10 protein-coding genes and 1 pseudogene are annotated in these 13,343 nt (G+C 68.3%); 8 read left to right on the top strand and 3 right to left on the bottom strand.

Annotation, left to right across the window (positions count from 1 at the left end; genetic code table 11):
* The first annotated feature begins 16 nt into the window (after positions 1-16).
* The 5 genes from sufB to C469_RS07740 all read left to right on the top strand — a co-directional run bounded on the left by sufB (position 17) and on the right by C469_RS07740 (position 4,470).
* The gene (sufB, locus tag C469_RS07720; RefSeq protein ID WP_008005382.1) at positions 17-1,447 is read left to right on the top strand and encodes a Fe-S cluster assembly protein SufB; all 1,431 of its coding nucleotides are present in this window, start codon (positions 17-19) and stop codon (positions 1,445-1,447) included.
* Position 1,448: 1 nt separating this feature from the next.
* Positions 1,449-2,663 carry a Fe-S cluster assembly protein SufD gene (gene sufD, locus C469_RS07725; protein WP_008005383.1) on the top strand — a complete coding sequence of 405 codons (1,215 nt, stop codon included), beginning with the start codon at positions 1,449-1,451 and terminating at the stop codon, positions 2,661-2,663.
* A 145-nt stretch (positions 2,664-2,808) separates the two neighbouring features.
* Entirely contained in the window at positions 2,809-3,408 is a 600-nt protein-coding gene (locus C469_RS07730; RefSeq protein WP_008005385.1) for a DUF5789 family protein, read from the top strand.
* Between the two features lie 92 nt (positions 3,409-3,500).
* On the top strand, positions 3,501-3,986 hold the full coding sequence (locus C469_RS07735) for a hypothetical protein (RefSeq protein WP_008005386.1): 486 nt from the start codon (positions 3,501-3,503) through the stop codon (positions 3,984-3,986).
* A 43-nt stretch (positions 3,987-4,029) separates the two neighbouring features.
* Positions 4,030-4,470, top strand: a complete 441-nt coding sequence (locus tag C469_RS07740; RefSeq protein WP_008005387.1) for a metal-dependent transcriptional regulator — start codon at positions 4,030-4,032, stop codon at positions 4,468-4,470.
* Between the two features lie 40 nt (positions 4,471-4,510).
* Here C469_RS07740 and prf1 read toward each other — a convergent pair whose 3' ends face one another.
* From prf1 to C469_RS07755, 3 genes and pseudogenes are all read right to left on the bottom strand, one after another.
* On the bottom strand, positions 4,511-5,761 hold the full coding sequence (gene prf1 / locus C469_RS07745) for a peptide chain release factor aRF-1 (RefSeq protein WP_008005388.1): 1,251 nt from the start codon (positions 5,759-5,761) through the stop codon (positions 4,511-4,513).
* Between the two features lie 537 nt (positions 5,762-6,298).
* Positions 6,299-8,093 (bottom strand): annotated as a pseudogene (gene argS, locus C469_RS07750) (arginine--tRNA ligase).
* Between the two features lie 181 nt (positions 8,094-8,274).
* The gene (locus tag C469_RS07755; RefSeq protein WP_008005390.1) at positions 8,275-9,885 is read right to left on the bottom strand and encodes an ABC transporter permease; all 1,611 of its coding nucleotides are present in this window, start codon (positions 9,883-9,885) and stop codon (positions 8,275-8,277) included.
* Positions 9,886-10,037: 152 nt separating this feature from the next.
* On the opposite strand from C469_RS07755, the gene C469_RS07760 reads away from it, so the two are divergent.
* From C469_RS07760 to C469_RS07770, 3 genes are all read left to right on the top strand, one after another.
* A complete protein-coding gene (locus C469_RS07760) occupies positions 10,038-10,616 on the top strand; it encodes a gluconate 2-dehydrogenase subunit 3 family protein (RefSeq protein ID WP_008005391.1) in 579 nt (192 codons plus the stop codon).
* Positions 10,613-12,220, top strand: a complete 1,608-nt coding sequence (locus C469_RS07765; RefSeq protein ID WP_008005393.1) for a GMC family oxidoreductase — start codon at positions 10,613-10,615, stop codon at positions 12,218-12,220. Before C469_RS07760 ends, C469_RS07765 begins: the two co-directional genes overlap by 4 nt.
* 206 nt (positions 12,221-12,426) lie before the next feature.
* Positions 12,427-13,080, top strand: coding sequence for a dolichyl-phosphate hexose transferase (locus C469_RS07770; RefSeq protein WP_241429991.1), 654 nt, complete (start codon positions 12,427-12,429; stop codon positions 13,078-13,080).
* Positions 13,081-13,343: the final 263 nt, after the last annotated feature.

Consider the following 13,343-nt stretch of genomic DNA (forward strand, 5'->3'; position numbering starts at 1 on the left):
GACGTAACACGAAATCATGAGCTCACAACAGGACGAACTGAAGGAGACAGACACCGAGGCCCGCTTCGAGTTTAAGAAGGAGGAGAAGTCCGCCTTCCAGACCGAGAAGGGCCTCACCGAGGAGACGGTCCGCGTCATCTCGGAGGACAAAGACGAACCGGAGTGGATGCTGGAGCGGCGCCTGCGCGCGCTCGAGCAGTTCCAAGAGATGCCGATGCCGACCGACTGGCCCGGCCAGCCGGATCTGAGCGAGGTCGACGTCGACGAGATCATCCCGTACATCCGGCCGGACGTCGACGTCCGCGCCGGCGTCGACGACTGGACCGAACTCCCGGACGAGATCAAAGACACGTTCGACAAGCTGGGCATCCCGGAGGCCGAGAAGAACGCGCTCTCCGGCGTCGGCGCCCAGTACGAGTCGGAAGTCGTCTACCAGAACATGCAGGAGCGGTGGGAGGAGAAGGGCGTCATCTTCTGTAACATGGACGAGGCCGTCCAGGAGCACGAAGAGCTCGTCCGCGAGCACTTCATGACGAAGTGCGTCCCCCCGAGCGACAACAAGTTCGCGGCGCTCCACGGCGCGATCTGGTCCGGCGGCTCGTTCGTCTACGTCCCGGAGAACACCACCGTCGACATGCCGGTGCAGGCGTACTTCCGGATGAACTCCGAGGGGATGGGCCAGTTCGAGCACACGCTCATCATCGCCGAGGAGGGCTCCGAAGTCCACTACATCGAGGGCTGTTCCGCGCCGAAGTACTCGGCGTTCAACCTCCACTCCGGCGGCGTCGAAGTGTTCGTCGGCGAGGACGCCCACGTCCAGTACTCCACGGTGCAGAACTGGTCGAAGAACACGTACAACCTGAACACGAAGCGCGCCATCGCCGAGAAGGGCGGACGCATGGAGTGGATCTCGGGCTCGATGGGCTCGAAAGCGACGATGCTGTACCCGTCGACGATCCTGAAGGGCCGCGGCGCCTCCGACAACCACATCACCATCGCGTTCGCGGGCGAGGGACAGAACATCGACACGGGCGCGAAGGTGTACCACAACGCGCCCGACACCAAGTCGACCGTCGAGTCGAAGTCGATCTCGAAGGACGGCGGCCGCACGAACTACCGCGGGCTCGTCCACATCGCCGACGGCGCCGAGAACTCCTCGACCGCCGTCGAGTGCGACGCGCTGATGTTCGACAACGAGTCGACCTCCGACACCATGCCGTACATGGAGATCAACGAGTCGAAGGTCGACGTCGCCCACGAGGCGACCGTCGGCAAGATCGGCGACGAGGACATCTTCTACCTGCAGTCGCGCGGCCTCGACGACGACGACGCCAAGCAGATGATCGTTTCGGGCTTCATCGAGCCCATCACGGAGGAGCTGCCCATCGAGTACGCCGTCGAGCTCAACCGGCTCGTCGAGCTGGAGATGGAGGGCTCGCTCGGATAACATGAGCACGCAAGCAATCGAGAGCCTCTCTGAGGACACGGTACGACGCATCGCCGAGGAACGCGACGAGCCCGAGTGGCTCTTGGAGACCCGTCTGAACGCGCTGTCCGCGCTGGAGTCGGCCGAGCTGCCGGACGTGATCCAGACGCCCGGGCGCCGCTGGACCGACCTGGAGGCGCTCGACTTCGAGGCGCTCGTCGACCCCCTGAACCAGTCCGACGCCACGGAGCGGTCCGCCGGCGACGACGAGGTCGTCGTGCTCCCCTTCACCGAGGCGTTCGACGAGTACGGCGACATCATCGAGGCGAACTTCGGCTCGGTGCTCGACCCCGAACACAACTACCTCACCGCGCTGTCGGTCGCGCTGTTCACCACCGGCACGTTCGTCTACGTCCCAGAGGGCGTCGACGTCGAAGACGTGACGGTGCGCGCGGAGATGAACTCCCGCTCGCTGTTCAGCCAGACGCTCGTCGTCGCCGAGGAGTCGTCGTCGGTGACGATCCTCGAGTCGATCGAGTCGGGCGACGACGAGGTCGGTGACGACCGGTACTTCTCGAACCTCGTCGAGATCGCCGCGGGCGAGAACGCGAGCGTCCAGTTCGGGTCGCTCCAGAACCTCGACGACGACACGTACACCTACTCGCTGAAGCGCGCCGACGTCGGCGTCTACGGCACCGTCGACTGGATCGAGAGCAACTTCGGGTCGAAGCTGACGCGCTCCGACGTGGAGTCGGAGCTGAACGGCGACGGCGCCGAGAGCCAGATCGTCGGGACGTTCTTCGGCACCGACGACCAGCACTTCGACATCAACGCCCGCGTCTGGCACCAGGCCGAACACACGACGGCCGACCTCGTCACGCGCGGCGTGCTCGACGACGTGGCCCGGTCCGTCTACGAGGGCGTCCAAGACGTCGGTAACGAGGCCTGGAACACCTCCAGCTACCAGCGCGAGAACACGCTGATGCTGTCGGACGACGCCGAGGCCGACGCGTCGCCGAAGCTGATCATCCACAACCACGACACCGAGGCCTCTCACTCCGCGACGGTCGGACAGGTCGACGCAGAGGACCTGTTCTACCTGGAGAGCCGCACCATCGACTCGCACACGGCGCGGAACATGCTCGTCGAGGGCTTCTTCGTCCCCGTGTTAGAGGAGATCGCCGTCGACGAGTTCCGCGACGACGTCGAGGAACTCGTCTTCGAGCGCCTGCAGTAAGAGTCGTCCGTCGACGGGCGACGCCGATTTTATCACGACGCTGAGAAGCTCGATGAACCGATCGGCCGTGACGTTCATTATTTCAATAACGAATTATTTTCATATTACCTACAGGACTAAACAGTCGAGAGCCGTAGGTACGGGAATGGCAGACGACAAGGACGGACGAGAGAAACAGGCGCGCAACGAGGACGACCGTCAGCGGCGGCGCGACGTCGACGCGGAGCTGGAACGCGGCGACGAGCCGGAACCGGAACTCGACCCCGATGATCTCGGAGAGTTCGAAGCGGAGCTCGAACAGCTGGAGTTCCCGGTCACCGGGATGGAGATCGTCGCGACGATCGGTGACCGCGAGATCGCCTCTCCCACGGAGCGGTACACCGTCGAACAGTTGGTCCCGAACACGGACCGGGCGGTGTTCGACTCTCCGGACCGCGTCCGCGTTCGGATACAGCGACCAACGGTCGCCACGGCGATGAAGCGGATCGTGGAGGCCAGCGAGGCGCTGCCGAACGAGGAGCTCGACGGCTCGCAGTACGACGCCTACGAGAAGACCTTCCTCGAGCTCGAACGGGTCAGCCCAGACGACGACGACGAAGCGATCGGCGTCGTCCGCGACTGGGTCGTCGACCGGATCCGGGAGAAGGAGACGCTCCCGACCTCGCGACAGATCCGTCGACAGGCGGCGAAAGTCTGCCGACAGGAGGGACACCAGGTCCGGAACGACGACTGGCTCGGCATATAAAACGCCGCGTCGGAGGGGAACTCCTTAAGTCGGACTACACCTGAGTTGACGTGTATGCGAACGGGCGTATCGAACGGTGACGGGTGGTCGCCGTGAGCGTGAGCCAGCGGATCGCCTCCGACGACCAGCTCGCCCGGCTGTTGCAGATCGGGATCGTGCTGGAGGAGGTCGTGGAGGCACGGGCGCACCACCACTACCAGAGCCTCGACGCCGAACTCGACGAGGAGGTCGAGACGCTGCTCGCGGACGCCGCCGAGGAGTCGGCGGAACACCGCCAGCGGCTGGAGTCGCTGATCGAGGGGCTCGGCGTCGACAGCGTTCCCTTCGACGAGATCGAGTCGCTCGTTGACGCGCGATACGGCCGGACCCAACCCGAGGACTTCGACGGCGTGTTGTACGACCAGCTGTGTAACGAGGAGACCGCCTACAAGTTCTACGACGACCTCATCCAGGCGATCGAGGAGTCGGACGCCGAGTTCTCGCTCGACCGCGCGGAGCTCCTCGACGAGCTCCACGCGATCCGCGAGGACGAGGCCGAGGGGGTCAGCGAAGTGACGGCCGTCATGGAGCGACGATGAACCGGGGGATCGAACCGACGACGAGCGCCGACGGAGGGAAGCCGTGAACACCGCAGACCAGTACCTCAAGACGATATACGTCGTACAGAAGCAGGAAGACGGTCCCGCCTCGACCGGGTCGATCGCCGATTCGCTCGGCGTCAGCCCGGCGAGCGCCAACGAGATGATCGGGAAGCTCGAAGACCGCGGGCTCGCCGAGCACGAGAAGTACAAGGGGGTCCGACTCACCGACGACGGGATCGTGCGGGCACGCGACGCGCTCCAGACCTACTGTATCATCGAGCGCTTCCTCGCGAACGTGCTCGCGGTCGAGGAGTTCCAGGCCGAGGCTCGCGAGCTGGAGGCGGTCATCGACGACACCGTCGCCGACCGGCTCGACACGATCATCGACCGAGAGCCGGAGTGTCCGGACTGTTTCGACCCCGAGACGGACGCCTGCGCGTGTCTGGAGATCGCGGCGGCGCCCGTCGAGCCGGAGCAGTAGAGCGGGAGAAATCTGAGGGGAGCGGTTTTTCGGCGTCCGCTTACACGCCCGTCGAGTACCGCAGAATACCCGCGATGCCGCCGAACGCGTCGAGCAGCTGTTCGCCCTTCTCGAAGTCGGTGGAGATGAACTTGGTGTCGGTGCCGCGCTGTTCCGCGATCGCCATCAGGTGTTCGATCACGTCCTCGCGCTCGTCGACGTCGGCCTCCTCGCCGCACTCCGAGCACTCGTGTGAGGGGGTGGAGTGTCGCGCGTCGACCACCTCGTACTCGTCGTGGCCGTTCGGGCACTCGTAGACGACAACGTCGGAGCGGAGGTCCTCGGAGATGAGCAGGCGGTCGACGGAGCCCATGATCAGGTTTCGCCGGGTCTGATCGAAGCCGTAGGTGGCCTCCTCGCCGGTGTTGAGCTTCTCGAAGAACTCGTCCATGTGGCGTTTGTCCTCGACGATCTCCTGATCGGCGAGCGCCTCGCTGGCGTTGTCGACGAGGTCCTTCAGCCCGGACTCGTCGGTGTACGCCACGTCGAACTTGCCGAGAACCTTGTCCTGCAGCTCGTGGTGGAGGTAGTCGCCGTCGAGGAACTCGTCTTTCGTCGGCGAGGGACCGCCCACGAGGATGCCGTCGAGCTCGTGGCGCTTGTCGACGAACAGGTCGTCCGCCATCCCCGCGACCTCCTGGTAGAAGTTGTCGATCGCTTCGAGCCGCAGGCGGGCGAACCGCTGGGCTGACTGACCCCCCTTCCGCTGCTTGCCGGGGACGAGCGAGGAGGCGGACTTGACAGGCACGACCCGCTTGCCCTTGAGCCAGCCGACGTTGGCCTCGCGGCGGTCCAAGACGATGAGCCCGAACAGCCCGGAGTCCTCCAGCATGTGTTCGAGCGGCTCCGTGAGGAACTCGGAGTCGCAGTGGTAGCGGAACGACTCGACGGGCTGCGGGGGCGACTCCAGCGTCCGGGTGACCATGTCGGTCTGGCCGCCGCCGGCGTCGATCGCCCCCGAGAAGATCACCATCCCGTTCTCGGGCGGGTAGGTGTCGTAGTAGCGGAGGCGGTCCTTGATCGAGGTGAGCGCGTCCTGGACGGCCGTCCGGGTCTGCTTGGATTTAATGTTGGACGCCTCGCTGTGTTCCTGTGTGACGTGGGCGACCACGTCGGAGACCTGCCGATCCTCGGGGATGTAGATGGTGACGAGCTGCGTGCCGGAGCCCTCGAAGTCGCGGAGCTCCTCGATGACCTTGCGGAACTCGTACTTCCGCCGGTCCTCGCTCGCCTCTTGGGCGTCGCTACTCATTACCCGAACTACGGCGGCGTGCGTGTAAGTAAGCTTTGACCTTCCCGCCAGTGCGACGGTACCGGATCGCACGGGCGGCCGATCGCCGGGTCGTTTATAAACAATTGGCGGTGGCGCGTGCCTGCGAGGCCGCGTCGCGGCCGAGCAGCGCGCGCGAGGGAGTCGGTCGCCCGAAGCAACGCGAAGGGCGACCGACGAGGCTGGGGAGGCGCGAGGTGCGGTACGGGGCGGTTGGGTGGGACTCAAAGGGGCAGTCGCCGGCGGCTGCGCCGCCGGCTTCCAGAGGCGCGAAGCGCCTCGCTGCCGCGAGGACGAAGCACGACGACACAAGCACCACAGCGAAGGAGCGGTAGCGACTGAGCGAGGAGCGCAGCGAGTCGCGTGAGTCCTCGCGGCTGGGGCTTTGGAAGTGTTCACCGCCGATCCATCTGTAGCCGTTTATAAGCGAGCGACTGGGGCTTTGGAAGTGTTCACCGCACCGACGATGACACCACCCCAATCGAAGAAAACCGAACGACTGATCCAATCGCCCCGATCCTACATCGACTCGGGCGCCTCGACGCCGAGCACGTCCAGCGCGTTGGCCATCGTGTGCTTCGCGGCCGCGACGAGCGCGACGCGGGCGGCCCGCAGCTCGTCGCTCTCGGCGGTCACGACGGGGCACTCCCGATAAAAAGCGTTGTACGCGTCGGCGAACTCGCGGGTGAACGTGGCGATCGTGTGCGGCTCCAGGTCGTCCGCCGCCGACTCGATCGCGGCCGGGAAGCGAGCGACCTCGCGGAGGAGGTCGCGGGCCGCCTCGGTCTCGAAGACCGCGGCGTCGACGTCGAGCGCGCCGGCGTCGACGACCCCGTCGGCGTCTTCCGTCACCCCCGGGACCTCGACGCCGGCGTCGGCCGCCTCGTCGAGGATCCCGCAACAGCGCGCGTGGACGTACTGGACGAACGGCGCGGACTGCCCCTCGAAGTCGAGCGCGTCCTCCCACTCGAAGGTGATCGCCTTCGCGGGCTGCTTCGAGACGATGTCGTACCGGACCGCGCCGATCCCGACCTGGTGGGCGATGCGCTCCACGTCCGCCTCGGTGAGGTCGTCGTCGCGGATCCGGTCGTCCATCCGGCGCTCGACCGCCTCGCGGGCGCGGTCGATCGCCTCGTCGAGCAGGTCGTCGAGCATCACGCCGGTGCCTCGCCGGGTGGACATCTTCCCCTCGGGGAGGTTGACGTACGAGTAGATGACGTGGCCGAGCCGGTCGGTGTCGTTACCGAGCAGCTCGAGGGTCGCGTCGAGCTGGTCGGCCTGCAGCTTGTGGTCCTCGCCGAGCACCGTCACGGCCTGGTCGTAGTTGGCGAACTTCCACTCGTGGTGCGCCAGGTCGCGGGTGGTGTAGAGGCTGGTGTCGTCAGAGCGCAGGAAGACGAGGTTCTTGTCGATCCCCCAGTCGTCGAGCTCCAGCTGCCACGCGTCCTCCTCGTAGACGGCGTGGTCGGTCTCCTTGAGCCGCTCGGCGATCTCGTCGGTGGAGCCGTCCCGCATGAACCGCGTCTCCTTGACGAACTCGTCGAACTCGGCGGGGAGCCGCGCCAGACAGTCCTTCATCCCGCCGAGGACCGCGTCGACGACCTCGCCGACGCGCTCGTACGTCTCCTCGTCGCCGGCCTCCAATCCCTGCAAGATGGCGGCGATCTCGTCTTCCGCGGCCTCGACCGCCTCCGGCTCGGCCTCCTCGAGGAAGGCGTTCCCCTTGCGGTAGTAACGCACGAGATCGTACTCGGCGCGGTCGCGGGCGGGCTCGNAGATGTGTATAAGAGACAGCCCACGTGAACACCGCCATCTGGCGGCCCGCGTCGTTGACGTAGTAGTGGCGGTCCACGTCGTAGCCCGCGTACTCCATGAGATTCGCGACCGCGTCGCCGACGATCGGGTTGCGCGCGCGGCCGACGTGGACCGGGCCGGTCGGGTTCGCGCTCGTGTGTTCGACGACCACCGAGGTGTCCCGGTCGGGGAGCGCGCCGTAGCTCGCGTCGGGAGCGGCCGCGTCGAGGGTGTCGGCGAGGTAGCGCTCGCCGGCGTGGAAGTTGACGTACGGCCCGGCGGTGTCGACCGCGTCGATATAGCCGTACCCCGCGATGTCGACGGCGTCGGCGACCGTCGCGGCCACGTTCGGGGGCGCGTCGCCGACCTCGCCCGCGAGCCGGAAGGCGACGCTGGAGGCGAGCGTCGCGTCCATGTCGTCGGGCGGGCGTTCGATGCCGAGGTCGTCGGTCGGGAGGTCCAACGCGTCGAGCGCGTCGCCGAGCGCGTCGGCGACCTCCGACCGGAACTGCCTGAACATACCGTCCGTTCGTCGGTCGGCCTAAAAGGCCCTTCCGAAGCGGGGCGCGAGGGGGAGATCGGCGGGACGTGCGCTCGACCCGCGGCGGCGCACCCGTGAGCGCCGCCGCACGGCGGACCACCCGGAGACGGCCGGACCGATCGAAGGCGAACCCGCCCCCGACGCCGGAATCGCCGCCCGTTCAGAGCCCCTCCTCGCCGCCCTCCTGCGCGAGCATGACGACCATCGAGAGCCCGGAGATGACGAGGAGCAGGAGGGTGGGGACGACGGCGTACTGGTAGAGCCCGGACTCCTGCGCGCGCCAGATCTGCGTGACGATCGTCTCGAAGCCGGAGGGGCGGAGGATGAGCGTGACCGGGAGCTCCTTCATCGTCGTGAGGAACACGAGGGCCGCGCCGGCGACGATCCCGGATCTGACGAGGGGAAACGTCACGCGCCGGAACGAGCCCATCGACGACTCGCCGAGCGCTCGGCTCGCCTCGACGAGCCGCGGGTCGACGCCCAGGATCGAGGTCCGCGTCGACCCGACGACCTGCGGCAGGAACCGGACGACGTACGCGAACACCAGGAGGGGGAGCGTCTGGTAGAGCCACGGGAGGTAGCTCGACCCGAAGTAGACCAACGCGAGCGCCAACACGATCCCGGGGACCGCGAAGCCGACGTAGGTCGCCCGCTCGAACAGCGTCGACAGCGGGGTGTCGTGGTTCGCGGCGAAGTACGCGACGGGCAGCGCCGCGAGCGCGGCGACGACGGCGGCCGCCACGGCGACCGACACCGAGTTGAGCGCCTGCACCCACTCGAACGCCATCGAGGGGCGGCGACCGGTGTCGGTGCGGACGAGCCACAGGAGGAGGATCCACAGCGGGACGAGGAGCGCGACCGCGGACACCGACGCGGGGAGGAGCGTCGCCGGCCAGCGCCAGCGCCCCAGCCCGACGAGCCGGTCGGTGTTGCCCGCGTCGTCGCCGTGCGCGTTGCGGTCGGACCGGACCAGCCGCTCCAGCGCGAGGACGACGAGCACGACGGCGAGCAACTGCAGGGAGAGCAGGGCGGCGTAGTCGCTCCCGAAGGAGTTGTACTCGACGTAGATCTGGCGGGTGAACACGGGGAGCCGCATGATCGTCGGCGTCCCGAAGTCTGACACCGCGTACAGCGCCGCCAGGAGGGACCCGGCGGCGACCGCGGGGCGAATCACGGGGAGCGTCACGCGGCGGAACGCCTCGAACCGCCCGTGGTTCAGCGTCCGCGCCGCCTCGATCAGCGTCGTGTCGAGCGAGAGGAGGGCGGCGCGGGTCGTCAGGTAGACGTACGGATACGTGTAGAGGGTGATGACGAGGATCGCCCCCGGGAGCCCGTAGATGTCGGGGAGCCGCTCGACCCCCAGCGGCGCGAGCAGGTCGTGGAACTCGCCGCGGGGGCCGAACGCCGAGACGAAGGAGAACGCGCCGACGTAGCTCGGCACGACGAGCGGGAGCGCGACGGCGATCGACCAGAACCGGCGGAAGGGGAGGTCGGTCCGCGCCGTCAGGTACGCCAGGGGCACGCCCAGCAGGATCGAGAAGGCGGTGACGCCGCCCATCAACAGCAGGCTGTTCACCAGGATATCGACGGTCTCGCGGCTGAACAGCAGCTCCGTCGCCCGCGACCGATCGACGGTGACCGCCCTGATCACCAGCCAGGCCAGCGGGAACACCAGCGTTCCGGCGATGGCGGCCGAGAGCAGCGTCAGCCCCACCGGTAGCCGGCCGTCGCCGTCCGTCACGATATCTCGGATCCGGCGTGTCCAGTTCATAGTCCGGAAAGGGCGGGTCTTAGCGGAGGGAGGCCGCACCGACCGTTAGCAGTTGCGATCCGCCTCGGCCATCGGTACAGCGGTCGGGGGCGGCGGACGGGTCCGCGTTCGGGTCCGACGGATATAATAGTTTAGGGAGACCTAAATCCGATATGGAACTGACGCGGCGCGACGCGGTGGCGGCGCTGGCCGCCGTGGGCGCGACCGGTGGCGTCGCCGTCGCCGCCCGGCGGTCGAGCGACGGGGACGGCCGCGACGACGCCGAAGGGACGGTCGGCGAAGGCGATCCCGACGGGGAGGGCGACGCGATCCCTGACGAGGCAACCGTTCGGGCGGCGATGACCGCGATCGCGACCGTGGTCTACCCGAGCGAGGTCGACGGCGTCGAGGAGTTCGTCGACGGGTTCCTCGACGGCCGGCTCGACGGGTCGGCGCGCGCGACGGAGCTGCGCGCGGCGGTCGGCGACCTCGACGAAGCGGCTCACTCGTGGTACGACGCACCGGTCGCCGAGCTCTCCGAGGCCGACCGGGACGGCCTCCTCCGCGAGGTCGGCGCCGACACCGCCGACGAGAACCCCGACGGAACGCTCGCCGAGCGGGTGCGGTACCACGTCGTCAACGAGCTGTTGCTCGCGCTGTACGCCTCGCCGACCGGCGGCGAGCTGGTGGGACTGGAGAACCCGCAGGGCCACCCCGGCGGGACCGAGAGCTACCGGCGGGGCCCGCGATGAGCGCGGGGGACGCGAACCGTGACGTCGACCGCTCGCCCGTCGCGAACGCGAACGTCTGCGTCGTCGGCGCCGGTCCCGCGGGCGCGCTCGTCGCGGACCGGCTGGCGGCCGACCACGACGTGGTCGTCCTCGACGCCGGCCCTCGGTTCGATCCCGCGGACCGGCTCGCGCGACAGGAGCGAGCGATCCGACCGTCGTCCGACCGACCCGACGTGTGGGACGTGGGCGGCGAGCGCGACGCCCACGCCAACTCGGGCGAGTGGTTCTACCCGCTGAATCACGCCCGCGTCAAGGGAGTGGGCGGGTCGACGCTCCACTGGCAGGGGATGGTGATGCGGCTCCACGAGGACGATTTCAACTCGGAGACCGAGCGCGGCGTCGGCCCGGACTGGCCGATCGACTACGCCGACCTCCGACCGTACTACGCCGAGGCGGAGAAGGAACTGGGCGTCGCGGGCGCCTCCGACAACCCCTACGCGCCGCCGCGCGAGGAGCCGCATCCGATGCCCGCGTTCGAGCCCTCCTACAGCGACTCGCTGTTCGCGGAGGCCTGCGAGGAGCTGGGGATCGACATGCACTCGGTGCCGAACGCGCGCAACTCGGAGGCGTACGACGACCGCTCCGCCTGCGTCGGCTACGGCACCTGCCAGCCCGTCTGTCCGGCCGGCGCGAAGTACGACGCGACGGTCCACGTCGACCGCGCGGAAGAGCGGGGTGCGACCGTCATCGACCGAGCGCCGGTCCAGCGGCTCGAACACGACGCCGACCGCGTCACCGCCGCGGTGTACGCGACGCCCGACGGCGAGGAGCACCGGCAGACCGCCGACGCCTTCGTCGTCGCCTGCGGCGGCGTGGAGACGCCGCGGCTCCTGCTGCTCTCGGAGTCGGACCGGTACCCCGACGGCCTCGCCAACTCCAGCGGGACGGTCGGGAAGTTCTTCATGGACCACCTGTTCGCGGGCGTCGGCGGTACCCTCGACGAGCCGACCCGCCAGAACCACGTCGGGTTCTACACGAGCGCGTGCGACCAGTTCTACGACGAGGCGGACGAGTCGGTCGGGCCGTTCAAGCTGGAGTTCTTCAACTACGCCGGCCCCTCGCCGGTCGAGCAGGCGCTGACCGGCGACGACTGGGGGGACGACCTCTTAGCGCGGCTCCGCGACGGCTACGGCACCCACGTGGCGATGGGCGGGCTGGTCGAACAGCTCCCGCGGGCGGACAGCTACGTCGGACTCGACCCCGACCGCACCGACGACCGCGGTAACCCGGTCCCCGAGATCCACTGGAACGTCGGCGATCGCGCCCTCCGGACGATCGAGCGCGCGAACGAGGTCCAGCGAGCGGTACTGGAGGCGCTCGGCGCCGAGATCGAGTGGGTCGCGGGCCCCGACGCGACCGGCCCCGCCTACCACCACATGGGAACCACCCGGATGAGCGCGGACCCCGACGCCGGCGTCGTCGACGCCGACTGCCGGACCCACGACCTGGACAACTGCTGGATCGCGTCCAGCTCCGTCTTCCCCACGAGCGGCGCGATGAACCCCACGCTGACGATCGCCGCGCTCGCGCTGCGCGTCGCCGACGACGTTCGGGAACGCCTCTAACAGCTGCTTTAGGTAAACCTAAAAATTCAAGTGGGTGGGGCGGCACCTCGGAGGTAATGAGTTCGATCACGGCGCCCGACGACGAGGCGACCGACGGAGCCGACTCCGTCGACATCGACGCGAACGGACACGCCGACGACGCGGCCGACGGGACGGCCGTCGACGGCGACACCGACCGCTACACCTTCGACGACCTGAGCGTCGTGATGGGGACGTACAACGAGGAGGAGGCGATCGGGACCGTCCTCGACGACATCGAGCGCGTCACCGACGGGCGCGCCGAGGTCGTCTGCGTCGACGGCTCCTCGGACCGGACGCCCGAGATCGCTCGCGAGCACGGCGCGACCGTGATCGAGCAGGAGCCGCAGGGGTACGGGGTCGCCGTCCGGGAGGCGGTCCTGACGCCCGACCGCTCGGTCGTCGTCACGACCGACTGCGACGACACCTACCCGATGGACCGACTCCCCGACTTCCTCGATGCGATCAACGAGGGCCCCGACGTGGTCAGCGGCGACCGGCTCTACCACGGCGCGAAGTCGATGCCGGCGTTCAACCGGTTCGGGAATCAGGCGTTCGCGGCGCTCGCGTCCCTCCTCATGGGCGAGCGCGTCCACGACACGACGACCGGGATGCGCGCGTACCGGCGCGAGGTCGTGCAGGAGATCGGGTGGACCGAGAACACGGGCCTCTCCGCCGAGCTGCTGATCCGCCCCCTGATGCGCGGCTACGACGTGCGCGAGGAGCCGATCGAGTACGCCGAGCGACTGGGCGAGACGAAGCTCGATCCGATCGAGGGCGGCGCCGCCATCGCGAAGTCGATCGTGACCGTCTGCCTCGAAGAGCGGCTGCGACGGTTCTGAGGACTGAGCCGGGCCTCGAAGGCGGAAGGGCTTTTTCAGTACCACGAGCTATCGGAGCCGAGTGTTTATAAGTAGATGAGGCGGTGGCGCGCCTCCGAGCGGGCCACCGGCCCGCGAGGAGCCCGCGAGGGAGTCAGTCGCCCGGAGCAACGCGGAGGGCGGCTGACGAGGCTGGGGAGGGGTGAGGTGCGGGGCGGTGCTGTGCGGGGTGGGACTCAAAGGGCAGTCGCGAGGACGAAGGCGGCCGCGGCAAGCACTGCAGC

The organism is Halorubrum lipolyticum DSM 21995 (assembly GCF_000337375.1).
Lineage (GTDB): Archaea > Halobacteriota > Halobacteria > Halobacteriales > Haloferacaceae > Halorubrum > Halorubrum lipolyticum.